The sequence below is a fragment of the Cupriavidus necator A5-1 genome, from assembly GCF_000744095.1.
GTDB classification, from domain to species: domain Bacteria; phylum Pseudomonadota; class Gammaproteobacteria; order Burkholderiales; family Burkholderiaceae; genus Cupriavidus; species Cupriavidus necator_A.
In genome coordinates, this window is record NZ_JQLI01000001.1 from 4,034,478 (window position 1) to 4,056,288 (window position 21,811).

Genomic DNA, 21,811 nt, shown 5'->3' on the forward strand with positions numbered 1-21,811 from the left:
GTTAATCAGAGATAGAAGATTTCCAGCTGGCGATCCTGCCACTCGGAAATCGATCCGATGGCATCGCGAGAAATACGCGGATTCAGCCCGACGTAAACGTGCCCGACATGTGCCGGAAGCGCGGCCGGTGCCACCACCTCGCGTTCCAGGCACTGGCGGCCCTGCAGGTGGGCGTTGCGGTCGATAAAGCATTTGACGTGGGACATCGACGTCAGCGTGGCGGCGATGAAGTTGCCGAAGAAGCCGGCGCCATAGATCGCGCTGGCCGCCGTGGCGGGCTGGCTGCGCTCGAAGGCCTGGATGCGCGCGGCCACCCCGGACCAGTATTCCGACATCTCGCTGGCCGCGCGCTCCAGCTGCGCGATCGCGCCGGGCGCCGGCATGACAGGCTTGCCGGCACCGGCAGCGCCAAGGCGAGCGGTGACGACGTAGGCGGCGTCGTGCGCGCGGGCATCGACTTCCACCCGGTCGAAGCCTTGTGCGCCCAGCAGGTAGCGCAGCGACTCTTCCGTGAAGTGGTTGACATGATCCGCCACCACGAAGTCGGACAGGCTCTGCTGCACGTTCGGCACGATGAAGTAAAAGATGCCACCGGGCTTGAGCAGCGCCTTGATGTTGGCGACGGCATCCTGCAGCGAGGAAATATGCTCGAGCGCGTAGAACGACAGCACCACGTCCATCGTGCCGGCCCAGGCCGGATCGGTCTGGTGCGAGGCCCAGCCGGCCAATCCGGGGAATTTCTGCCAGAACGCCTGGTACTTGTCGGTGACGTCGAACAAGAACGGGCGGATCTGCGGGGCGCGCCCCACCACCTTCTTCAGCGTGGGCGCCTTGGCGCAGCCGTAGTCGAGAATGCGGCAGCCGTCGAAGAGATCGAGCTTGGACAGCAGCACTTCGGCCTGCTGGTCCGCGCGGTACACCGGCCGGCCGTCGACGATCTTGTAGAGCTGGTCTTCATCGTCGGAGGTCAGGTTGATGGCGTAGACGTTGGCATAGTAGTCGGCGGCGTCCTGCAGTTCGGCCGTCTGCAGGTGACCGCAATGCCCGCACAGGAACACGCGCGTACGGCCCGGCACCAGGATGTTCATGGTGGTGATCGAACTATCTTCCGCCGATTCGTAGATCGGCGTCTCAAGCGCGTTCCCGCAGACGTTGCAAGAACAGGTCATGGTGACTCCTCGGAGAAATATTCTGGAAACAGCGCCTGCACCTCCGTGCCCGCGGTGATCGAGGCCTTCCATCCCAGCCGCATGCCATAGGCATCGCGGAAATTGAACAGGCGCGATTGCATGGACCAGCGCGGCCGGTCCGAGACGTTGTAGCCGGACTGGTGGATGGTCAGGTAGTCCATCAGGATCAGGTCGCCGGGTTGCGTGAGCGGCGCGATCTGCCGGTAGCCCGCTGCCACTACCTCGTCGTCGACAATGCCGATCTTGTAGGCGCCGGACTTGGCGGCGCCGGTGCCGGTGCGGTTGACCTTGCGGATGCCGTCGCGATGCGAGCCGACGCAGGCCACCACCGGCCCCAACTCCGGCGTGACCACCGCCAACGGGCTCCAGAACACGATGCCGTCCACGCTTTGCGGCTGGAAGATGAATTCCTGGTGCCAATGGCTGCGGAAGCGCTCCTCATGCGGGCGGTCGATGCGGATGCCATAGCTGGCGGTGCCGATCCCGGCGAAATCCGTGCCGCGCATGGCGCGGAACAGTGCCTCGGATTTCTCGGCACAGACCAGCCGAACGAAGGCGGGGATCTGCTTGACGAGATCATAGACCTCGCCGCCGAAGGCGCGGTCCACAGAAGTCAGCTGGTTGTATCCGGCATCGAAATGCGTGGGCGAGAAGGCCTTGCGCTGCAGCACCACGCCGTGCCGGTCCGCCACCAACCCGATGATTTCGTAGACCGCGCGCTGGATCGGCAGGATCTCGCGCTCGGCATCGTAGAAGCCCTGCAGCACCAGCACCCCGTCGCGCGCAAACTGCTCGCGCATGGCATCGGTCACGATCGCGCTCATTGGCCCACCTCCGCGTCGCTGCTGCGTTCAATCGTCACCTTGTCGATGCGCCCGCCGATCTGGGCGCCGAGGTACAGGCACTCCGCATAATGCGGCGGGAATCCCGCGGCCCGCATGGCAGCGGCCGTGGCGTCGATGTCGTAGGCCACGCGGTGCAGCGTCACCGCGTCGTCGGCAAGCACGGCAAACGCCGCGCGCGGATCGCCGTCGCGCGGTTGCCCGACCGAGCCCGGATTGCAGTACTGGCGCCCGCCGAAGTCCGCCAGCACCTGCACGTGCGTATGGCCGGAGAAGAGGCGGCGCGCCTGCGCGGGGATGGTTGCCTCGCAGACGCGGTAGAGGTACTGGTCCAGCGGATCCTCGCAGCCGCCGTGCACGAAGTGGTTACCGTCCTCCTCCAGCATCGGCAACGAACCCGCCAGCCATTCGACCTGCTCCGGCGTCACCACGCAGCGCTGGTACGTCATGATCTCCGACACCACGCGCGAGCGCGGACAGCCCAGGCCCTCAACCATGTAGTGATCGTGGTTGCCCATCAGGTTGACCACGCCGTGTTCGCGCAGCAGGTCGATGCATTCGCCGGGCTGGGCGTAGTAGCCGACCACGTCGCCCAGCGAAATCAAGCGGCGGCAGCCCAGTTCGGTCGCCGCCGCCAGCACGGCCTTGAGCGCCGGCAGGTTGCCATGTACGTCAGAGAGGATGCCGATCATGACTGACAAAGTCCTCGGAATAGCGCCAGGCCCGCCCCGGTGCCAGCACGGCGTCGGCGGGACGCCGGCCATGCAGGTAGAACGCCAGGCTCATGGCGGCTTCGTTGTAGCCGAAAGCGGTGCGCAGGGAGGTGCTGCTGGAGAAGCGTGGATTGATCTCCAGCAGGAAGAGCCTGTCGCCCTCTTTGCGAAACTGGTAGTTGGTGGGCCCAAGCGGCTTGAAGTGCGCGCACAGGGCGCGCGTGGCGCGGTCGATGGCGGCATCGCTGGCGACCTCGGCATAGCCCGTGTTGCCCGCCGGCGACAGGCGCCGGCGCAGCACCACGGGCGCCGGCATGTCCCCGTCACCCAGGCCGAACGCGCCAACGGTGTACTCCTCGTCGTCGCTGCCGACGATGCGCTGGATCATGAAGCCCGGCCCCGCCTTGTGTCGCCAGTAGCGGAGATCCACGTCGTCGTGCAGGCGGACGATGCCGCGGCCGGCATTGCCGTGCCGGGGTTTCAACAGCAGCGGCGGCGGGCCGAGCCGCGCGGTGCACGAGGCCCAGTCGCTGTCGAGCATGCCAGGGATCGCCAGCGCTGCCAGCTCGCCGCCGGCGCGCTCCAGTGCCTGTGCCAGCGCCCATTTGTCCTGGCCCAGTGCGATCAGCGCATCCGTGTTCAGGCACAACGTGACGCCCATCGCCGCGAATCCGGCGCGATGGCCGGCCAGGTACTCGACATCGATCTCGATGCCCGGGATCACCAACTGTGCGCCTTCCGTCGCCACCAGGTCGCGCCAGTAGGCGAGATAGCTTTCGTCCTGCTCGTTACAAGCCGGCTTCGGGTAAAACGCATCGCACAGGAACGCGCCCATCGATTCGGCATTGCGGTCCACGCCGATCACGCGCACCGGCATGCCGCACGCACGCAGACTGCGGACGATGCCTTGCCCGATGATCGCGCCGACACCGGTGACCACCACCGTGACCGGCGCCGCGGCAAATGCTGTGGTCATGCCGGCTTTACCTCCATCAGCAAGCCCACGCACAGGTCCGGAAAGTCGATCCCGACCTTCAACATGGCCTGCAGGTTGGCTTCCATGTCCGGCAGTGTCTTCAGCACCGCCAGCGGCAGTGGCTTAAGGTAGATGCCCTCCTCGTGCACCACGGCGTAGCCGTGCTCCTGCAGCAGCGCGCGCAGCGTGTCGCGGCAGAACTGGCGCTGGTGTCCCAGCACGATATCGTTTGCGTTCAGGCTGTAGATATCGTCGATCAGGCCAAGCTCCAGGCCCAGCCTGCGATTCATCGACTTGGCATTGGGCACCGCCACGAACATGCGCGCGCCCGGCTTGAGGAAGCGGCGGAAGCGCGCCAGCAGCAGCCCCGGATCGTCAACGTGCTCGAGGATAAAGCCCATCACGATCACGTCGAAGCGCTCGTCGGTGTCGAACTCCTCGAAATACCCTTCGACCACCTCGGCCGGGCTGTCGGAATGGTTGCGGCGGAACTGCTCGATCACCGCGGGAGAGCCCTCGACGATCACATGGCGGTCGGTATGGGCGCCGAAGGTTTCGGTGGTGAAGCCGTGGCCAATGCCCAGTTCAAGCAGGCTCTGGCAATGGCCGAAGCGCGCGGTGATGCGCTTGGGGTACCAGTGGAGGACCAGGTCGTTCTCGACCGAGGTGGCCCCGTTGGGGAAGTACTCCGAAGAAACGGCGTCAAGCCTGTTCATGTTCGATTCCGGTGGGAACGCTGGCCGGCACGCGGCCGGCACACACGGTGCGCCAGGGCTCGGTGCCGGAGCAGATATGGCGCACGCCCTCGCGGCCGCGGTTGGCGACGAGGTCGAGCCCGGTGACGTAGGGCGTGAAATCGCCGTGGCGCTGGGGATACGGGCTGAGCCGGTAGGCCATGTAATCGACGTCGACGCCGGCCTGCTCGAACAGGCTGTGATCCAGATAGTCCCTTGCGCCGTGCCCGGTCAGGTAGCGCGTCGCGCCCAGTTGCCTGCACAGCGCGAAGACACGTTCGCTGCTATGCCCGGGCACGCCCAGTGCAGACGAGTCCAGGAAAGTCCGGCCGGCTTCCAGTCCGAAGTAGCGCACCAGCGCCATGGTGGAGGCGCGGGACAGCTCGGACAGGTAGCGCACGGGCGCCGAGAACACTTCGTCGACCAGCGCCAGCATGTCGCGCAGGTATGGTGCGCCACGGTAGGACTGGCGCAGCAGGTCGCGATGGCTGCTGCGCCAGTCGGTGCGGTCGTCCAGCTCCAGTTCGCCGATCAGGCTGCCCAGGTGCCTGCCGCGCAGGGGCACCGTCATCCAGCGCATGCCGTTGGCGGTCTTGACCTGCACGCGGCTGACCCGATTGGCCGGGCCGCTCGAGAACTGCACGTCGTCGTAGAAGACATAGGTGTCGCTCAGCCGGATCTGCTCCAGCATGCCGACCCATGGGAAATACATCGGCTGCGAGATCACCAGGCTATGGCCGGCCTGCGCCATGTCAGGCCCCGCCATGGTCGAGGAGCCGGACCGCCGGCACGGCCACCGCAAAGCGCCCGCCCCACTCGCGCACATAGCCGTGCTGGGCCTGGACCTCGGTGGCGATATTCCACGGCAGGATCAGTATGACGTCCGGGCGCGACTCGCGCAGACGCGCAGGGCTGACCACGGGGATGCGGCTGCCAGGCAGGTAGCGTCCTTGCTTGGACGGCGCGGCATCGCAGACGAATGGCAGCAGGTCGGGCCGGATGCCGGCATAGTTGAGCAAGGTATTGCCCTTGGCCGCGGCGCCATAGGCCGCGACCTTGTGGCCGGCGCGCTTCTGTTCGATCAGGAACGTGACCAGTCCGTCCTTGACAGCATCGGCGCGCGCCTGGAAGTCCAGGTAAGTCGCCAGCTTGCGCAGCCCGAACGCCGCTTCGTCATCGAGCAGCGCCGTGACCACCGCGGTGGAGGCACGCGCATCATCGGCATGGCAGCCATAGACGCGCAGGCTGCCACCATGCGTCGGCATTTCTTCGACATCCAGCACCCGCAGCCCCGCGCCGGCGAAGATCCGCTGCACGGTGTACAACGACAGGTACGAGAAATGCTCGTGGTAGGCGGTATCGAACTGTGTCTGCTCGATCAGCCGCATCAGGTGCGGGAACTCCAGCGTGATGGTCCCGCCCGGCTTCAGCACGGCCTTCATGCCGCGCGTGAAGTCATTGATGTCGGGCACATGGGCGAAGACGTTGTTGCCGGCGATCAGGTCCGCCTGGCGGCCTTCGGCCGCCAGGCGCTCGCCCAGTGCCTGTCCGAAGAACTCTCGCAGCGTGGGCACGCCGATGGCTTGCGCCGCCTGCGCCGTGCTGGCCGTCGGCTCGATGCCCAGGCAGGGAATGCCGGCGGCAACGAAGTTCTTCAGCAGGTAGCCGTCGTTGGACGCCACTTCGATGACATAGCTCTGCGGCCCGAGTTCAAGGCGGCGCGAAATGCTGCCGGCGTAGGCGGCCGCATGCGCCAGCCACGTCTGCGAGGTCGACGAGAAGTACGCGTAATCGCGGCTGAAAAGTTCGTCGGCGCGCGCATAGTCTTCGGTCTGGACCAGCCAGCAGCTGGTGCATACATGCAGCCTGAGCGGGAAGGTGGCTTCCGGCGCGCGCAGGTCGGCGGCGCCCAGGTAGGCATTGGAAGGCGGCGCCGACCCGAGGTCGAGGAAGACGTGGTCGAGCGGCGCGTGGCAGTGGCGGCAGTTCATGCGTGGAGACCGGCAAAGCCGGCACTGAGAAGCGGATGGGAGCGGTCGCGTGCCGAGAGGTCGGCCACCGGCAGCGGCCAGCGGATCTCAAGCGCGGGATCGTCGTGGCGCACGCCGCTTTCGGACTGCGGCATGTAGGGCGCGGTGTGCAGGTACAACAGTTCGCTATCGGCCTCCAGCGCCTGGAAGCCGTGGGCGCAGCCTTCCGGGATCACCATCATGCGGGCGTTGCCGGGGCTGAGTTCTTCGGCATGCCATTGCAGCAAGGTCGGCGACCCGGCGCGCAGGTCCACCACCACATCCCAGACCCGGCCGCGCAGGCAGCGCACCAGCTTCATCTCGGCATGCGGGGCGTGCTGAAAATGCAGGCCGCGCAGCGCCCCTGCCGCGCTCGTGCGCGAATGGTTGATCTGGACGAGGCGGCGTTGGCCAAAGACTTCGGCCAGCGTCTCGGTACAGAAGAGCCGGGCGAATGCGCCACGACGGTCGGCAAAGGGCTCCGACTGAACCAGCGCGGCGCCGTGGATTGCGAGCGACGTCAGCTTCATGCGGCCACCCAGTTCATGCGGGCCGCGGCAGCCGCAGCGACGAAAGCATCGATCTGGCGACGCGTGGGCGCAGCACCGGCGGCCTGTTCGCGATACCAGTCGGCCGTGGCTTCCAGCGCCTGGGCGAGGTTCCAGACCGGTTGCCAGCCGAGCCTTGCCCTGGCGAGCGAGCTGTCCAGGTAGAGCAGGCTGGCTTCGTGCGGCTGCACTGCGTCGGACACATGCCAGGCCATTTGCGGCCAGTGCGCCTGCATCAGCCGTAGCACGGATTCGACGGTGCGGTTGTCCTCGGCCGCAGGCCCGAAGTTCCAGGCTGTAGCGCATGCCTCGTCGCCTTGCAGCAAGCACTGGCCAAGCAACAGGTAGCCGGACAGGCAGTCGAGCACGTGCTGCCACGGCCGCGTGGCGCGGGGCGAGCGGATTTCCAGCGATTCGCCGCGGGTAGTGGCGCGCACCAGGTCGGGAATCAGGCGGTCTTCGGACCAGTCGCCGCCGCCTATCACGTTGCCCGCGCGGGCGGTCGCCAGCAGCGGTGCGCCATCGTGGCCGAAGAAACCCTGCCGGTAGCTTGCCGCGACCAGTTCGGCGGCCGCCTTGGAGGCGCTGTAGGGGTCATGGCCGCCCAGGCGGTCGTTCTCCCGATAGCCCCGGGCCCATTCCTGGTTGGCATAGACCTTGTCGGTGGTGACCACCACCACGGCCCGCACGCAGCGGTGACGGCGGCAGGCTTCCAGCACGTTGGCGGTGCCCATGACATTGGTCGACCAGCTTTCCAGCGGATCGCGATAAGAGCGGCGCACCAGCGGCTGCGCCGCCAGGTGGAAGACGATCTCCGGCTGGGCCTGCGCCAGTGCCGCATCCAGCGCCGACAGGTCGCGCACGTCGCCGCGCACGTCACCAGCGGGCACGTCCAGTATTTGCCAGTGGCTGGGCGTGGTCGCGGGCGGCAGCGCAAAGCCGGTCAGCGTGGCGCCAAGCTGAGTGAGCCACTGGGCCAGCCAGCTGCCCTTGAAGCCGGTGTGGCCAGTCAGCAGCACACGCCGGCCGGCGTAGACATCGTCGAACAGCTTCACGCCCAGACCTTCCAGGGCGGCGTGCCGCCGGCCCACAGGTTTTCCAGATGGTTCTTGTCGCGCAGGGTATCCATGGCCTGCCAGAAGCCGTGGTGCAGATAGGCCTGCAGCTGCCCCTGCGCGGCCAGCCGCGTCATCGGGTCGCCTTCCCAGATGGTAGTGTCGTCGCCAACCAGGTCGATCACCGAAGGATCGAGCACGAAGAAGCCGCCGTTGATCCAGGCGCCGTCGCCTGCCGGCTTCTCCTGGAAGCTGTCGACCGACGTGCCTTCGACATTCAGCGCCCCATAGCGTCCAGGTGGCTGGATGGCCGTGACAGTCGCCGGCTTGCCGTGCGCAAGATGGAAATCCAGCAGCGCACGGATATTGATGTCCGAGACCCCGTCGCCGTAGGTGAAGCAGAACGGCTCGTTGTCCAGGTAGTCGCGCACGCGCCGCATGCGGCCGCCGGTCATGGTGTGTTCGCCGGTCTCGACCAGCGTGACGCGCCACGGCTCGACGTGGCGCTGGTGCACCTCCATGCGGTTGTGCTTCATGTCGAAGGTCACGTCCGACATGTGCAGGAAATAGTTGGCGAAGTATTCCTTGATGACGTAGCCCTTGTAGCCCAGGCAGATCACGAAGTCGCTGATCCCATAGTGGGAATACGTCTTCATGATGTGCCACAGGATCGGCTTGCCGCCGATCTCGATCATGGGCTTGGGCCGCAGGTGCGACTCCTCCGAGATGCGCGTGCCGAGTCCGCCGGCAAGAATCACCGCTTTCATGCCGCCGCTGCCTCTGGCTGTGCCGGGATGCCGGCAATCTCGTGCATCGACGGCAGCGGCTGCGCTTCCAGGAAGGCGAGGTCCAGCCCGAAAGCTTGCTGCAGGAAGTCGGCCAGGACAGTCTTGTCCTGCCCGCATTCGTCCAGGCGCGCCAGCAGCAGGCGATACAGCGGCAGGGAATACTTGCGCAGCGTGGCGCTTTCGATCAGCAGCTCCAGCGCCGTGCCCGCGTCGCCCTGGCGGTACGCGCCCTCGGACAGCGCGTAGGCGACCAGCCAGTGCTTGCTCCACTTGGCGGAGATGTTCTCCAGCACGTTGGCCAGCCCGTCGGTATCGCCCGCTTGCAGGGTGGCGATCACTGCGACGATGATCTCCTCGACCCGGTGCCAGCGGCCGCCAAAGAACACGCCGTCGCCTGCCGGGCGCTCAACTTGTCCGGGTTGACGGTAGCTGCCGGCCCAATCCGCGATTTCGCCTTCGAACCAGCGGCAGAAGGTAGCCGCATCGAACAGCGGGCTCGCCTCGAACATCTGGCGCACGGACAGGCGCAGCGCGTTGAGCTGCGCCACGTCGGCGGCCAGGCTGACGGCCGTGTCCACGTACTGCGCTTCGGTCGTGCAGCCCAGACCGGCCAGGCCGACCGACGCGACGATCGAGGCCGCGATGCGCTCATGGCTCGCCTGCCCGGCAAAGGTCACCACCGGCACGCCCATCCACAGCGCGTCGCAGGCATTGGTGCCGCCGGTCACCGGCGAGGTATCGAGCACGATATCGATGCTGTGGTAGATCAGGTACTGGTTTTCGCCGCGCCGCGGAATGCAGATCACGCGCTCGCTGTCGATGCCGGCCTGCGCCATGCGTGCGAGCAGCGGCTCGCGCACCGGGTCCCTGTCGAGCCCGGCGCATTCCAGCAACAGCTTGCTGCCCGGACAGCGCGCCAGCACCTGGTTCCACATGCGCAGCGTGCGCCCGCTGATCTTGGCAAGATTCACGCTGCAGCCGAAGGTGATATGGCCGTTCTCCAGGGCCGGCGTCGGACGCGGGCGGTAGGCCATGGCGTAGGCATCCAGTGGACGGCCGACCAGTGGGAAGTAAGCCGCGGACACCACCGGGGCGCGCAGCAGCTTTTCGGTGTGATAGGCCTCGTGCCCGTCGGGATCGGTCACGTTGTCGACCAGGCGGTAGTCGATCCCGTCCAAGCCGGTCGAACCGGGGTAGCCGATCCACGTCAGCTGCCGCGGTGCCAGCCGGTGCGCCATGTACTGCAGCGGCGAGTTGCGCGAGTAGCCGCCCATGTCGATCAGCACATCCAGCTGCGCCTCACGGATCAGGTCCGGAATCCGGTCGGCAGGCGTGGCGGAGATGTCGATAAAGTGCTCGGCGTAGCCCTGGATCTTCTGCGTGATATTGTCCTTGCGCCCGTTCAGCGCATAGACGAACACCTCGACCCGCGTGTGGTCGAGGTTGGCTAGGAACGGGATGATGAAATACGCGCACGCGTGCGCATAGAGATCATTCGAGAGCATGCCCAGGCGGATGCGGCCGGTATCGGCCGGCGCCTGCAACGGTCTGGCGCGGCTGCCGGGAGGCAGCATCAGCGCCGCGCAGGCCTGCGCTTCGCGCAGCAGGTCCTGGGGCGTGGTGGCCTCGTCGAACATCATCGTGTAGAGCAGATTGCTGCGGACCGGCAGTTCGGTGGGCGCGGCCGCGACGGCCTGGCGCTGTACCGCCAGCGACTCGGCGATGGCACCGGTCTCCTTCAGCGTGTTGGCGTAGTTCGACAGCAGCCCGGGGTCGGCGGGCTCGATCTCTAGCGCCCGGCGGATCGCATCCTTGGCGCCTTGGTAGTCCTGCAGCGTGTACAGCACCGTGGAGTAGTTGGCCCACGCCATCCAGATCGACGGATCCAGCGTGAGCGCGGCCTCCAGCACGGCCCTGGCGGCTTCATAGTGGCCCAGGTCCATCAGCACCTTGCCCGCCAGCACCCGCACGCGCGCGTTGTCCGGGAACAGCGCCTGCGCCTGCGCCAGGATCTGGTGCGCTTCGGCCGGCGAGCCGAGGGACATATGCGACAGGGCGCGCCAGCAGAAGGTATTGGGGTTCCGTTTCTCGAACCGCTCGGCCTGCTCGGCCTGCCGGATGCAGTCGCGATACCGCTGGGCGGCGAAGCTCGCCTCGGCCTGGCGCAGGTAGCGGGAGATCCGGGGAGCGTAGTAGCTGTTTTGCATGGGTTGACAACCAGGAATCAGGAATGTGCCAGCGGACCGGTTCCGGCCGGTCCGGCCCGCACGGGCGCCGCTGCGCCGGGGCTTGCCTCTTGCTGCAGGCCTTACACCGCCATGTTCATCATTTCCTGATACGCCGCCACCAGCCGGTTCCTCACCTGCACGCCGGTCTGGAACGACACATTGGCCTTCTGCAGGTCGATCATCACATCATTCAGCGCCACCCCCGGCTTGCCCAGCTCGAACGCCTCGGCCTGGCCATAGGCGCGTTCCTGGGCGGCGTTGATGCGGCCCAGCGAGCGCTGCAGCTCGCCGGCGAAGCCGCCGCCGGCGACGGGCGCGGCCGACTGGCTGGCATTGTTGCCCGAGGCAACCTGGGACAGGCCGCGCAGTTGCTGCAGCATGGCCTCGATGGAAGAGATAGTGGTCATTGGCGTCGTCATGTGCCGGCCGCCGGCGCGGGCGCCGGGTCCGGACTGGCTCGGTTCAGTCAATGGCGCGGCCCTTTGATCACATGCCTGCAGGAAAGGGACAGGCGGTCCGCACCGAGTTTCAGCCCGAGCAGAGTACCCGCCGCCCCGTTCCCGCCATGGACCGAAATCGGACAGAAAACCCGGTCTATTCGCCCGATTGTCGGCCTCAAGTCTGGCCGATCATTGCCACCGTGCCGGAGAAGCGCGGGCTGTCGCCTTGCGCCGGGTTCCGGGACATCGCCAGACAACCATCCATTCGGGAGTACGCGTGTTTTCTCTGCAGCGTAATGTGAGCCGTGCCGACGACCATGGCGGTCATCATCGCCCCCGCCGTGGCGACCATCGCGGCACCGGAGCACGCGCATGACCGCGGCAGTGGCGCTGCCCGGGCGCTCGGCCGAGGTGATCGAGCGCCTGAAGGCCAACCCGAAGCTGCCCCTGATGCTGGGCGGCGCCGCGCTGGCCGCGGCCATCGCCGTGGGCGTGCTGTGGTCGCGCAGCCCGGACTACAAGGTGCTGTACAGCAACCTGTCCGAGCGCGACGGCGGCGCGGTGCTGCAGTCGCTGCAGCAGATGAACGTGCCGTACAAGTTCGCCGAAGGCGGCGGGGCGGTGATGGTGCCGGCCGAGAAAGTGCACGAGACGCGCCTGCGGCTGGCGTCGCAGGGCCTGCCCAAGAGCGGCACGGCTGGCATGGAGCTGATGGACAACCAGAAGTTCGGCATCAGCCAGTTTGCCGAACAGGTCAACTACCAGCGCGGGCTCGAAGGCGAGCTGGCGCGCTCGATCGAATCCATCGCCGCGGTGCAGTCTGCCCGCGTGCACCTGGCCATCCCCAAGCCGACGCTGTTCGTGCGCGAGCGCCAGAAGCCGACCGCGTCGATCGTGCTGCAGCTGCACCCGGGCCGCGCCATCGATGAAGGCCAGGTCGCGGCGATCAGCCACCTGGTGTCGTCGAGCGTGCCGGAACTCACGCCCAAGTCGATCTCGATCGTCGACCAGCACGGCAACCTGCTGTCGAATACCGGCAACGAGCGCATGCTCGACGCCACCCAGCTCAAGTACGTCAACGCGCTGGAACAGAACTACCTGAAGCGCATCGAAGCGATCCTGACGCCGATCGTCGGCAAGGACAATGTGCGCGCGCAGGTGACCGCCGACGTGGACTTCTCCATCGTCGAGCACACCGACGAAAGCTACAAGCCCAACCAGGACCCGACCCGCACGGCGATCCGCAGCCAGCAGACCAGCGAGTCGACCCAGCAGGGCGCCACGCCGCCGGGTGGCGTGCCCGGCGCGCTGTCGAACCAGCCGCCCGCTGCCGCCGTCGCGCCGGTGACCACGCCGCAGACGCCACGTGCGGGCCAGGCGCCCGGACAGGCGGGCGCGCCGGCCGCCGGCCAGCTGGGCCAGCCAGGGCAAGGCCAGGCCGCGCAAGGTGCGACCGCGACCGCATCGAGCGGCCCGAGCAGCAACCGCCGCGACTCCACCGTCAACTACGAGCTGGACCGCAGCGTGCGCCACGTGCAGCAGGCACCGGGCGGCGTGCGCCGCCTGTCGGTGGCGGTAGTGGTGAACTACCGCCAGGCGGCCGACGCCAAGGGCAAGCTCGTGTCCCAGCCGCTGCCGCCGGCACTGCTGGCGCAGATTCAGGACCTGACGAAGGAAGCGATGGGGTTCTCGGGGGACCGCGGCGACTCCATCAACGTGGTCAACAGCCCGTTCACCGTGGACCGCGAGGTCACGCCGGAAGTGCCGCTGTGGAAGCAACCTGAAATGATCGACCTGGCCAAGACCGGCGCGGGCTACGTGCTGCTGGCACTGCTGGCGCTGTTCGCGTGGTTCAAGGTGGCGCGCCCGATCCTGCGCCGCTACACCGCGCCGCCGCTGCCGGCACCGGAAGCCAGGGACGAAACCGAGGCGGTGCTGCTGCCGCCGGAAGAGCCGGCCAATCCGGAAGTCCTGCGACTCGCCGCCAAGTACGAAAGCGACCTCGCGCTGGTGCGCGACGCCGCGCAGCGCGACCCGCGCCTGGTCGCCAGCGTGATCAAGAACTGGATTTCCAATGACAACCGCTAAAGCCATCTCCGAATCGGGCCTGCAGAAGAGCGCCATCCTGATGATGGCGATCGGCGAGGACGCCGCGGCCGAGGTGTTCAAGCACCTGTCGCAACGCGAGGTGCAGGAGCTGGGCTCGGCCATGGCCACGCTCAGCTCGGTCACCCGCGAGGAAATGGCCGAGGTGCTGGGCGAGTTCCGCTCGGAGACCGAGCAGTACCTGGCGCTGAACGTCGATTCCAGCGCCTTTATCCGCAGCGTGCTGAACAAGGCGCTGGGCGAGGAACGTGCGCAGTCGGTGATCGAAGACATCCTGGAATCGCGCGATCCGGGCGGCGGCATCGATTCGCTGAACTGGATGGACTCGACCGCGATCGCCGAGCTGATCCGCGACGAACACCCGCAGATCATCGCCACCATCCTGATCCACCTGGACCGCCAGAAGTCGTCCGAGGTGCTGGCGCTGTTCACCGACCGCCTGCGCAACGACGTGATCCTGCGTATCGCCACCTTCGGCGGCGTGCAGCCAGGCGCGCTGCAGGAACTGACCGACGTGCTGACCAAGCTGCTGGCAGGCCAGAGCCTGAAGCGCAGCCGCATGGGCGGCGTGCGCACCGCGGCCGAGATCATCAACCTGATGAGCACCGCGCACGAAGAAGCCGTGATCGACGGCGTGCGCCTGCACGACGGCGACCTGGCGCAGAAGATCATCGATGAGATGTTCCTGTTCGAGAACCTGCTGGAAGTCGACGACCGCGGCATCCAGCGCGTGCTCAAGGAAATCGCCACCGAGTCGCTGATCGTTGCGCTCAAGGGCGCGCCGCAGGAGCTGCGCGACAAGTTCATCCGCAATATGTCGACCCGTGCCGGCGAGATGCTGCGCGAGGACCTGGAAGCGCTGGGTCCGGTGCGCGTGTCGCAGGTCGAGGCCGAGCAGAAGGCCATCCTGCAGGTGGTAAGACGCCTGGCGGATGCGGGCGAAGTGCAGATCGGCGGAGGCGACGATGCCTATGTCTGAGCGCGGCCTGGCCGCACGCCGCGCGCTGCGCGGCGATGCCCTTGCCGGCGGGGCCGGCGGGGCCGGTGCCGCCGATCCCGGCGGCTTTGCGCCGTTCGAGCCCCCGCGCCACGCGCGTGGTGGCGCGGCCGGCTGGCAGCGCTGGCAGATGGGCTCGCTCGATCCGCGCGAGGCCGAGCCGCCCGAGCTGATGCCGCTGGTACCGGCCGAGCCCGCACCGCCGCCGATCGACTTCGAGGCCCTCGATGCGATGCGCGAAGGCGCGCGCAAGGAAGGCTATGCCCAGGGCTACACGCAGGGCCAGACGCAAGGGTATGGCGACGGCCACCGCGAGGGCTATGCCCGCGGGCTGGAAGCCGCCCGCAACGAGGCGGCGCAGCTGCAGGCGCTGGCCGCGAACTTCCGCGGCGCGCTCAACGGCGTGGACGAGCAGGTCTCGCGCGCGCTGGTGTCGCTGGCGCTGGACGTGGCGCGCCAGCTGGTGCGCAGCGCCGTGGCGGAGAACCCTGACCTGCTGCTGCCGGCGGTGCGCGAGCTGCTGACCAGCGAGCCGGCGCTGTGCGGCTCGCCCAGCCTGCTGCTCAATCCCGACGACGTGGCGCTGGTGGACACCCACCTGCGCGGCGAACTGCAAGCCGCCGGCTGGACCGTGCGCGCCGATCCGACGGTGGCGCGTGGCGGCTGCATCGCCAGCGCCGCCAGCGGCGAGCGCGACGCCACGCTGCCGACGCGCTGGACGCGCGTGGTCAAGGCGCTGGGCCGCGACGACCCGTGGGAGCCGCCGCATGCCTGACGCCGCCGCGCACGACACCGCCGCGCCGGATAGCGCCGCCATCCCGCATACGCAACGCTGGATCGGCGCCCTGAACACGGCATCCGCCGGCATCGCCGGGCTCGACAGCAAGCGCAGCTGCGGCCGCCTGACCCGCGCCGCGGGCCTGGTGCTCGAAGCCGTGGGCCTGCGCATGCCAGTGGGCAGCGACTGCCTGATCGAACTGCCTGCAGGGCAATTCACTACTGACAGCAACGCCCCGCGTACCGCGGAAGCGGAAGTGGTCGGCTTTGGCGCGGATCGTCTCTACCTGATGCCGCAATCCGATGTGGTCGGTTTGCTGCCGGGCGCGCGCGTCTATCCGCTGGAACCGTCGCCGCAACCGGCCGGCGCTGCCACGCCGCGCGAACCGGGCTCCAAGCGCCTGCCGGTCGGCAAGGGGCTGTTGGGCCGCGTGCTCGATGCGGCGGGCCGCCCGCTCGACGGCCTCGGCCCGATCACCGCGGCGATGGAAGTGCCGCTGGCCGGCGAACAGATCAACCCGCTGATGCGTGCCCCGATCGAGACCGTGCTCGATACCGGCGTGCGTGCCATCAACGGCATGCTGACGGTAGGGCGCGGCCAGCGCATGGGGCTGTTTGCGGGCTCCGGCGTGGGCAAGAGCGTGCTGCTGGGCATGATGGCGCGCTACACCAGCGCCGACGTGATCGTGGTCGGCCTGATCGGCGAGCGCGGCCGCGAAGTGAAGGAATTCATCGAGAACATCCTCGGCCCCGAGGGCCGCGCGCGTTCGGTGGTGGTGGCCGCGCCGGCGGATACCTCGCCGCTGCTGCGCATGCAGGGCGCTGCCTACGCCACGCGCCTGGCCGAGTATTTCCGCGACCAGGGCCAGCATGTGCTGCTGATCATGGATTCGCTCACGCGCTACGCCATGGCGCAGCGCGAGATCGCGCTGGCCATCGGCGAGCCGCCGGCGACCAAGGGCTATCCGCCCTCGGTCTTTGCCAAGCTGCCGACGCTGGTCGAGCGCACCGGCAACGGCCCCGAAGGCGGTGGCTCGATCACCGCGTTCTACACCGTGCTGACCGAAGGCGACGACCAGCAGGATCCGATCGCCGATTCCGCGCGTGCCATCCTGGATGGCCACATTGTGCTGTCGCGCAGCCTGGCCGAGGCCGGCCATTACCCGGCCATCGACGTGGAAGCGTCGATCAGCCGCGCCATGACCGCGCTGATCCCGAACGAGCAGTTCGGCTGGGTGCGCCGCTTCAAGCAGCTGATGTCGCGCTACCAACGCAACCGCGACCTGATCAGCGTGGGTGCCTACGTGCCGGGCAACGACCCGGAGCTGGACCTGGCGATCCGCCTGCACCCGCGCATGGAAGCCTTCCTGCAGCAGGACATCCACGAACGCGCCGGCTACGGCGACGCCATTGCCCACCTGCACAGCCTCTTCGACAGGAGTGAACATGGTCAAGCATTCACCGCTTAATACCCTGGCGGACCTCGCCCAGAACGACACCGACGTCGCGGCGCGGGAACTGGGCCGGCTGCAGGGCCTGCGCACGCAAGCCGAGCAACAGCTCAACCAGCTCACGCAATACCGGCAGGAATACCGCGCGCGCATGCAGGTGGTGGCCGCCGAAGGCATGACCTCCAGCCGCTGGCAGGATTTCTCGCGCTTTCTGGATTCGCTCGACCACGCCATCCGCCAGCAGACCGCGGCGCTGGCCAAGGCCGAGGCCGACCTGCTGGCCGGGCGCAACCACTGGCAGCACCAGAAGCGCCGCCTGAACTCCTTCGACACGCTGATCGCGCGCGCCGAAGCCAAGGAAGAACAGGTCGCCGCGCGCCGCGAGCAGCGCGCCACCGACGAATACGCCGCCCGCCTGGCCCGCACCGCAGCCAGCCGGCTCAGCTAAGCCCGGACCGCTTTACAGACCATATGATCGATATCAGCCAGATTGTCAACAGCGCCGCCAATGCCGCCGATGCGAACAGACGCGCCGCGGCAGATACCGCCGCCGGCGGTTTCGGCGACGCGCTCACGCGCGCACGCGAGACCAGCAAGCCGCAAGCGCCGGCGCCGGCGCCGGCGGCAAAGGACAACGCTGCGGAGGACAAGGCCGCCGCCAGCGACAGCAAGCCGGCCGCCGCCCAGCCGGCGCCTGCCGACACCGGCAAGTCCCAGCAGGCGGCCTCGACCGCCAAACACCACACGCCCGGGCGCGAGGACAAGGACGAAGACGACACCACCGCCGCAGCGCCCACCGACGCAGCCGCTGCCGCCGCACTGGCTTTACTGCTGCCGGCCACGCCGGCTCCGTCGACCGCAGGCGCCGCGGCGGGCGCCGTCGGCGGTGTTGGCGACGCGGGCAGCAGCGCCGCGCTGCAGGCGGCACTGGCTGGCGCCGCGCAGCCGAGTGCCGCGGCAACCCCGGACACGCAATCCGACGCCTTGCAGCCTGCCGTCACGAAGCTGCCGGACACGCTGCAGGTGGTCACCGCCGAAGCCAGGCCCGCCCAGCCGTCCGTCGCCGACACGCTGGCCACTATCGCCTCGCAGCGCACGGCGATGCAGGGCAGCGCACCGGCAGGCACCGACGGCAAGACGCCGGCCGCAGCGCCGCAGGCCGTGCCGGGCGCCGGCCTGGCCGCGCAGCAAGACACTGGCGGGCAGTCTGCCGGCCAGCGCCCGGACAGCGGTATCGGCCAGCACCGCGCCGATCCGCTCGCCGCCACGCAGGACACAAAGCCCGCCGCGGCACCGTTTGCCGCCGCGCAGGCCGCCACCCGCACCGGCGAGACCACGGCTACTACGGCCAGCGCCGACAACACGTCCGCGCTGGCGGCCACGCTGGCCGGCCAGCAGACCCCGTCGGCTTCCGCCGCCGCGGTCGCAGCCGCCAGCCGCCCCGTGGTCGCCCCGCCGCTGTACGACAGCCAGTGGCCCCAGGCCCTCGGCCAGCAGATGATCCGGTTGAGCACGCAAGGCCAGCAAAGCGCCGAGCTGCAACTGAACCCGCCCGACTTCGGGCCGCTGAAGGTGGTGCTCAACGTGGTCAACGACCAGGCGCAGGCGCAGTTCGTCTCGCCGCACCAGGCCGTGCGTGCCGCGGTGGAAGCGGCGCTGCCGCATCTGCGCACCGCGCTGTCTGAGAACGGGATCCAGCTTGGCCAGACCTCGGTGGGGTCCGACGGCTTTGCCAGCCAGGCGGGGAATGGGCAGCAACAGCAGTCGCCGGGGAATGGGCGGGGGCAAGCGGGCTTTGGTGCCGGGGTGTTGGCCGCCGCCGAGCCGGCGGCGGCTCCGGCTACCGCACCCGTGCGGCCGGCACGGACGCTTGGGCGTGGGGAGATTGATACGTTCGCCTGAGGACACCTCCCGGTACGGCGCATGGTTTTGCCGTACAGGAGATGCAACAAGGCCGCCATGCAGGCGGCCTTTTCTTATGGCGTTTCCGATCGATCAGGGACGCAGCAGGTCAAACCCTCCCAGGGCGACCACGCCGCTCAGCGCAATCATGGCCGGCGAATCGCCACCAAGGATCAGGACGGCGGCAGCAAGCCAGGTGACGAGGCAGTAGGCGAGGAGGCGTTTCATGATGCAGGGGACCGGGCGGCTGGGCCGCAGCCGGCGAAATTCGACAATTCAGGCACATAAGTATAAACCCTGATAACCCTGTTCGCAGCGCCGGGCTTCGTCTGCGCCGGACGGCCAACCAATCAGACCAGCGTCACAAATGGCGACGATTTCGGCAGCAGGGAACGTGGCGGCGGTAAGCCTTTGTGTTCACCATAACCGCGCCCCAACCCTGTCCGAGCACTATGGAGCCCGCCATGTTGCGTTTCCCCGCAGATATTTCCCCTGACGGACGCGGCTTTGCCGTTTCGTTCCCGGATATTCCTGAAGCCCTGACTTGCGGCTACACCCTGGAGTCGGCTTGCGAAATGGCTGCCGATGCACTTGCCACGGCGATGTCGTTCTCTGGGCAAGCGGCTGGAAATAACCGTCAGCTGACATGCCTGCAGCTTGGGCAGGCAAGGAGGACAATGCAAGGCATTGCCGCTGCCAGCGCCTCCGGCCCCTGCCTCATGACCTTCGACCTCTTCGACAACCTCGACGACGCCACCCCCGCCACACCGCCCTCCGAGCCCCTCGCCGACGGCGCCGTCGTCCTGCGCGGCATTGCCCGTCCCGACGCCGAAGCACTGCTCGCGGACGTGCATGCCATCACCATCGCCGCCCCCTGGCGCCACATGATCACGCCCGGCGGCCTGAAAATGTCTGTAGCCATGACCAACTGCGGCCACGCGGGCTGGGTCACGGACGCCGGCGGCTATCGCTATGACCCGATCGACCCGCTCAGCGGACAGCTGTGGCCGGCGATGCCGGCAAGCTTCCGCCATCTGGCCACCACCGCAGCCGCGCAGGCCGGCTTTGCCGGCTTCGAACCAGACGCCTGCCTGATCAACCGCTACGAGCCCGGCACCCGCCTGTCGCTGCACCAGGACCGCGACGAGCGCGATTTCAACGCGCCCATCGTCTCGGTCTCGCTGGGGCTGCCTGCCATCTTCCTGTTCGGCGGCATGCGCCGCGCCGACCCTCCACAACGCGTGCGGCTGGCGCATGGTGACGTGGTGGTGTGGGGCGGGCCGTCGCGGCTGGCGTTTCACGGCGTGGCGCCGCTGGCCGATGGCGACCATCCGCTGCTGGGACGGCTGCGCATCAACCTGACGTTTCGCAAGGCGTTGTAGCGGTCGTCTCCATCGCTTTGCACTTTGCGCACGGTTTTCTACAGTCAAGGGACTGTCCAGACCGCCACCGCGCAAAGGCCCACACCATGCATCTCGACGGCTCCTGCCATTGCGGCGCCATCCACTTCTCGCTTGAATCCGATTCCCCCTACCCGTACATGCATTGCTATTGCTCGATCTGCCGCAAGACGGCCGGGGGTGGCGGCTATGCGATCAACCTCGGCGGCGACGCAGCCACGCTGCGCGTGCGCGGCCGCAAGCATCTGGGCGTCTACCAGGCGGTGATGCGCGAGCCGGGCAAGCGCGCGCGGCGTTCGCCGGCGCAGCGGCATTTCTGCGTGAAGTGCGGCAGCGCGCTGTGGCTGTGGGACCCGCGCTGGCCGGACCTCGTGTATCCGCACGCGTCGGCCATCGACACGCCGCTGCCGCGCCCGCCGGAGGTGATGGAGGCGGGGCTGGATTCCGCGGCGCCGTGGGTCGATGTGCCCAAGGGCAAGGGGCACGTGCATTGCGCGACCTGGCCCGATGAATCGCTGGTCGACTGGCACAAGCGGCACAAATTGCTGTCGCGCTGAATCGAGGGCCAGGCGCTCGCGCGCTTACGCCGGCAGGAAGCCCTCCACCGTCAGGTAGCGCTCGCCGGTATCGTAGTTGAAGCCCAGCACGCGGGCATTGGCCGGCAGCTCGGGCAGCTTCTGCGCGATCGCAGCCAGCGTGGCGCCGGAGGAGATGCCGACCAGGATGCCTTCTTCGCGGGCGCAGCGGCGCGCCATCTCGCGCGCGGGCTCGGCATCGACCTGGATCACGCCGTCGAGCAGCGAAGTATCGAGGTTCTTCGGGATAAAGCCCGCACCGATGCCCTGGATCGGATGCGGCGCCGGCGCGCCGCCGGAGATCACGGGCGAGGCCACCGGCTCGACGCCATAGACCTTGAGCTGTGGCCACTTGTCCTTCAGCACCCTGGCGCAGCCGGTCAGGTGGCCGCCGGTGCCGACCCCCGTGATCAGCACATCGAGCCCCTCCGGGAAGTCGTTCAGGATTTCCTGCGCAGTGGTGCGCGCGTGCACGTCGACGTTGGCCGGGTTTTCGAACTGCTGCGGCATCCATGCGCCCGGCGTGGCGGCGACCAGTTCTTCGGCGCGCGCGATCGAGCCCTTCATGCCCTTCTCGCGCGGCGTCAGGTCGAAGGTGGCGCCGTAGGCCAGCATCAGGCGGCGGCGCTCCACCGACATGCTGTCCGGCATCACCAGCACCAGCTTGTAGCCCTTGACGGCCGCGACCATCGCCAGGCCGATGCCGGTGTTGCCCGAGGTCGGCTCGATGATGGTCCCGCCCGGTTTCAGCACGCCGCGGCGCTCCGCGTCTTCGACCATCGACAGCGCGATGCGGTCCTTGATCGAAGCGCCCGGATTGCTGCGCTCGGACTTGATCCAGACCTCATGGCTGTTGCCGAACAGGCGGTTGATACGGATATGCGGCGTATTGCCGATGGTCTGCAGGATGTTCTCTACCTTCATCGTCTTCTTCTCCGTGAGAGGTGCGGCGGCACGGCTGTGTCACTGCGTGGCTCGAATGATCGGACGATTCTAGTGCAATACGCCGTGTGGCCTGCTCGCGTATGATTGAGCCCGCCCGCGCGTCCTCGCCCCGCGTTCGCTTCTCCCCTCTTCCCC

Annotated in this window: 23 protein-coding genes; 8 read left to right on the forward strand and 15 right to left on the reverse strand. The window is 68.0% G+C overall.

Annotated features, from left to right (window positions below; translation table 11 throughout):
• Positions 1 to 5: 5 nt before the first annotated feature.
• From K307_RS17935 to K307_RS47865, 13 genes are all read right to left on the reverse strand, one after another.
• On the reverse strand, positions 6 to 1,169 hold the full coding sequence (locus K307_RS17935) for a class I SAM-dependent methyltransferase (RefSeq protein ID WP_051974950.1): 1,164 nt from the start codon (positions 1,167 to 1,169) through the stop codon (positions 6 to 8).
• Positions 1,166 to 2,014 carry a phytanoyl-CoA dioxygenase family protein gene (locus K307_RS17940; protein WP_042880092.1) on the reverse strand — a complete coding sequence of 283 codons (849 nt, stop codon included), beginning with the start codon at positions 2,012 to 2,014 and terminating at the stop codon, positions 1,166 to 1,168. The genes K307_RS17935 and K307_RS17940 overlap by 4 nt, the downstream gene beginning before the upstream one ends.
• Positions 2,011 to 2,724, reverse strand: coding sequence for a metallophosphoesterase family protein (locus K307_RS17945; RefSeq protein WP_042880094.1), 714 nt, complete (start codon positions 2,722 to 2,724; stop codon positions 2,011 to 2,013). The genes K307_RS17940 and K307_RS17945 overlap by 4 nt, the downstream gene beginning before the upstream one ends.
• On the reverse strand, positions 2,705 to 3,721 hold the full coding sequence (locus K307_RS17950) for an ATP-grasp domain-containing protein (RefSeq protein WP_042880096.1): 1,017 nt from the start codon (positions 3,719 to 3,721) through the stop codon (positions 2,705 to 2,707). The genes K307_RS17945 and K307_RS17950 overlap by 20 nt, the downstream gene beginning before the upstream one ends.
• Complete coding sequence (locus K307_RS17955) at positions 3,718 to 4,437, reverse strand: class I SAM-dependent methyltransferase (RefSeq protein WP_042880097.1); 720 nt, start codon at positions 4,435 to 4,437, stop codon at positions 3,718 to 3,720. The genes K307_RS17950 and K307_RS17955 overlap by 4 nt, the downstream gene beginning before the upstream one ends.
• The gene (locus tag K307_RS17960; RefSeq protein WP_155301170.1) at positions 4,424 to 5,221 is read right to left on the reverse strand and encodes a WbqC family protein; all 798 of its coding nucleotides are present in this window, start codon (positions 5,219 to 5,221) and stop codon (positions 4,424 to 4,426) included. The genes K307_RS17955 and K307_RS17960 overlap by 14 nt, the downstream gene beginning before the upstream one ends.
• Complete coding sequence (locus K307_RS17965) at positions 5,208 to 6,446, reverse strand: class I SAM-dependent methyltransferase (RefSeq protein ID WP_042880099.1); 1,239 nt, start codon at positions 6,444 to 6,446, stop codon at positions 5,208 to 5,210. Before K307_RS17965 ends, K307_RS17960 begins: the two co-directional genes overlap by 14 nt.
• Positions 6,443 to 6,994 (reverse strand): dTDP-4-dehydrorhamnose 3,5-epimerase family protein, encoded by a 552-nt coding sequence (locus K307_RS17970; RefSeq protein ID WP_042880101.1) that lies wholly within the window; start codon positions 6,992 to 6,994, stop codon positions 6,443 to 6,445. The genes K307_RS17965 and K307_RS17970 overlap by 4 nt, the downstream gene beginning before the upstream one ends.
• On the reverse strand, positions 6,991 to 8,073 hold the full coding sequence (gene rfbG, locus K307_RS17975) for a CDP-glucose 4,6-dehydratase (RefSeq protein ID WP_230625946.1): 1,083 nt from the start codon (positions 8,071 to 8,073) through the stop codon (positions 6,991 to 6,993). The genes K307_RS17970 and rfbG overlap by 4 nt, the downstream gene beginning before the upstream one ends.
• Positions 8,064 to 8,834, reverse strand: coding sequence for a glucose-1-phosphate cytidylyltransferase (gene rfbF / locus K307_RS17980; protein WP_042880102.1), 771 nt, complete (start codon positions 8,832 to 8,834; stop codon positions 8,064 to 8,066). The genes rfbG and rfbF overlap by 10 nt, the downstream gene beginning before the upstream one ends.
• Entirely contained in the window at positions 8,831 to 11,062 is a 2,232-nt protein-coding gene (locus tag K307_RS17985; RefSeq protein ID WP_042880104.1) for a tetratricopeptide repeat protein, read from the reverse strand. Before K307_RS17985 ends, rfbF begins: the two co-directional genes overlap by 4 nt.
• Positions 11,063 to 11,163: 101 nt before the next feature.
• A complete protein-coding gene (fliE, locus tag K307_RS17990; protein ID WP_042880106.1) occupies positions 11,164 to 11,490 on the reverse strand; it encodes a flagellar hook-basal body complex protein FliE in 327 nt (108 codons plus the stop codon).
• A gap of 208 nt (positions 11,491 to 11,698) precedes the next feature.
• A complete protein-coding gene (locus K307_RS47865; protein ID WP_155301171.1) occupies positions 11,699 to 11,854 on the reverse strand; it encodes a hypothetical protein in 156 nt (51 codons plus the stop codon).
• A gap of 41 nt (positions 11,855 to 11,895) precedes the next feature.
• Between K307_RS47865 and fliF the strand changes: the two genes are divergently transcribed.
• Genes fliF through K307_RS18020 form a run of 6 tightly spaced genes read left to right on the forward strand, consistent with a single transcriptional unit; the run spans position 11,896 to position 18,756 of the window.
• On the forward strand, positions 11,896 to 13,611 hold the full coding sequence (gene fliF, locus K307_RS17995) for a flagellar basal-body MS-ring/collar protein FliF (protein ID WP_042880107.1): 1,716 nt from the start codon (positions 11,896 to 11,898) through the stop codon (positions 13,609 to 13,611).
• Positions 13,598 to 14,608, forward strand: coding sequence for a flagellar motor switch protein FliG (gene fliG, locus K307_RS18000; protein WP_042880109.1), 1,011 nt, complete (start codon positions 13,598 to 13,600; stop codon positions 14,606 to 14,608). Before fliF ends, fliG begins: the two co-directional genes overlap by 14 nt.
• A complete protein-coding gene (fliH, locus tag K307_RS18005; RefSeq protein ID WP_042880111.1) occupies positions 14,595 to 15,401 on the forward strand; it encodes a flagellar assembly protein FliH in 807 nt (268 codons plus the stop codon). Before fliG ends, fliH begins: the two co-directional genes overlap by 14 nt.
• Positions 15,394 to 16,872 (forward strand): flagellar protein export ATPase FliI, encoded by a 1,479-nt coding sequence (fliI, locus tag K307_RS18010; protein ID WP_042880113.1) that lies wholly within the window; start codon positions 15,394 to 15,396, stop codon positions 16,870 to 16,872. Before fliH ends, fliI begins: the two co-directional genes overlap by 8 nt.
• Entirely contained in the window at positions 16,850 to 17,302 is a 453-nt protein-coding gene (gene fliJ / locus K307_RS18015; protein WP_042880115.1) for a flagellar export protein FliJ, read from the forward strand. Before fliI ends, fliJ begins: the two co-directional genes overlap by 23 nt.
• 23 nt (positions 17,303 to 17,325) lie before the next feature.
• Positions 17,326 to 18,756 carry a flagellar hook-length control protein FliK gene (locus K307_RS18020; RefSeq protein WP_042880118.1) on the forward strand — a complete coding sequence of 477 codons (1,431 nt, stop codon included), beginning with the start codon at positions 17,326 to 17,328 and terminating at the stop codon, positions 18,754 to 18,756.
• Between the two features lie 93 nt (positions 18,757 to 18,849).
• On the opposite strand, the gene K307_RS50380 is transcribed toward K307_RS18020, so the two are convergent.
• Positions 18,850 to 18,984: a hypothetical protein gene (locus K307_RS50380; protein ID WP_042880120.1), complete on the reverse strand. Its 135-nt coding sequence runs from the start codon at positions 18,982 to 18,984 to the stop codon at positions 18,850 to 18,852.
• 491 nt (positions 18,985 to 19,475) lie between these two features.
• On the opposite strand from K307_RS50380, the gene alkB reads away from it, so the two are divergent.
• On the forward strand, positions 19,476 to 20,138 hold the full coding sequence (alkB, locus tag K307_RS18030) for a DNA oxidative demethylase AlkB (RefSeq protein WP_042882249.1): 663 nt from the start codon (positions 19,476 to 19,478) through the stop codon (positions 20,136 to 20,138).
• Between the two features lie 86 nt (positions 20,139 to 20,224).
• Positions 20,225 to 20,713 (forward strand): GFA family protein, encoded by a 489-nt coding sequence (locus tag K307_RS18035; protein ID WP_042880123.1) that lies wholly within the window; start codon positions 20,225 to 20,227, stop codon positions 20,711 to 20,713.
• A gap of 24 nt (positions 20,714 to 20,737) precedes the next feature.
• On the opposite strand, the gene cysK is transcribed toward K307_RS18035, so the two are convergent.
• On the reverse strand, positions 20,738 to 21,655 hold the full coding sequence (gene cysK / locus K307_RS18040) for a cysteine synthase A (RefSeq protein WP_042880125.1): 918 nt from the start codon (positions 21,653 to 21,655) through the stop codon (positions 20,738 to 20,740).
• Between the last annotated feature and the right edge of the window lie 156 nt (positions 21,656 to 21,811).

Bases quoted from the DNA above. Each gene is read 5' to 3' on its own strand.
- K307_RS17935 (WP_051974950.1), bottom strand. From the start codon at position 1,169: ATGACCTGTTCTTGCAACGTCTGCGGGAACGCGCTTGAGACGCCGATC.
- K307_RS17985 (WP_042880104.1), bottom strand. From the start codon at position 11,062: ATGCAAAACAGCTACTACGCTCCCCGGATCTCCCGCTACCTGCGCCAG.
- fliF (WP_042880107.1), top strand. From the start codon at position 11,896: ATGACCGCGGCAGTGGCGCTGCCCGGGCGCTCGGCCGAGGTGATCGAG.
- fliE (WP_042880106.1), bottom strand. From the start codon at position 11,490: ATGACCACTATCTCTTCCATCGAGGCCATGCTGCAGCAACTGCGCGGC.
- K307_RS17970 (WP_042880101.1), bottom strand. From the start codon at position 6,994: ATGAAGCTGACGTCGCTCGCAATCCACGGCGCCGCGCTGGTTCAGTCG.
- K307_RS18035 (WP_042880123.1), top strand. From the start codon at position 20,225: ATGCATCTCGACGGCTCCTGCCATTGCGGCGCCATCCACTTCTCGCTT.
- rfbF (WP_042880102.1), bottom strand. From the start codon at position 8,834: ATGAAAGCGGTGATTCTTGCCGGCGGACTCGGCACGCGCATCTCGGAG.
- K307_RS17960 (WP_155301170.1), bottom strand. From the start codon at position 5,221: ATGGCGGGGCCTGACATGGCGCAGGCCGGCCATAGCCTGGTGATCTCG.
- fliJ (WP_042880115.1), top strand. From the start codon at position 16,850: ATGGTCAAGCATTCACCGCTTAATACCCTGGCGGACCTCGCCCAGAAC.
- K307_RS50380 (WP_042880120.1), bottom strand. From the start codon at position 18,984: ATGAAACGCCTCCTCGCCTACTGCCTCGTCACCTGGCTTGCTGCCGCC.
- fliG (WP_042880109.1), top strand. From the start codon at position 13,598: ATGACAACCGCTAAAGCCATCTCCGAATCGGGCCTGCAGAAGAGCGCC.
- K307_RS17945 (WP_042880094.1), bottom strand. From the start codon at position 2,724: ATGATCGGCATCCTCTCTGACGTACATGGCAACCTGCCGGCGCTCAAG.
- cysK (WP_042880125.1), bottom strand. From the start codon at position 21,655: ATGAAGGTAGAGAACATCCTGCAGACCATCGGCAATACGCCGCATATC.
- K307_RS17965 (WP_042880099.1), bottom strand. From the start codon at position 6,446: ATGAACTGCCGCCACTGCCACGCGCCGCTCGACCACGTCTTCCTCGAC.
- fliH (WP_042880111.1), top strand. From the start codon at position 14,595: ATGCCTATGTCTGAGCGCGGCCTGGCCGCACGCCGCGCGCTGCGCGGC.
- K307_RS18020 (WP_042880118.1), top strand. From the start codon at position 17,326: ATGATCGATATCAGCCAGATTGTCAACAGCGCCGCCAATGCCGCCGAT.
- K307_RS17940 (WP_042880092.1), bottom strand. From the start codon at position 2,014: ATGAGCGCGATCGTGACCGATGCCATGCGCGAGCAGTTTGCGCGCGAC.
- K307_RS47865 (WP_155301171.1), bottom strand. From the start codon at position 11,854: ATGATGACCGCCATGGTCGTCGGCACGGCTCACATTACGCTGCAGAGA.
- K307_RS17955 (WP_042880097.1), bottom strand. From the start codon at position 4,437: ATGAACAGGCTTGACGCCGTTTCTTCGGAGTACTTCCCCAACGGGGCC.
- fliI (WP_042880113.1), top strand. From the start codon at position 15,394: ATGCCTGACGCCGCCGCGCACGACACCGCCGCGCCGGATAGCGCCGCC.
- alkB (WP_042882249.1), top strand. From the start codon at position 19,476: ATGACCTTCGACCTCTTCGACAACCTCGACGACGCCACCCCCGCCACA.
- K307_RS17950 (WP_042880096.1), bottom strand. From the start codon at position 3,721: ATGACCACAGCATTTGCCGCGGCGCCGGTCACGGTGGTGGTCACCGGT.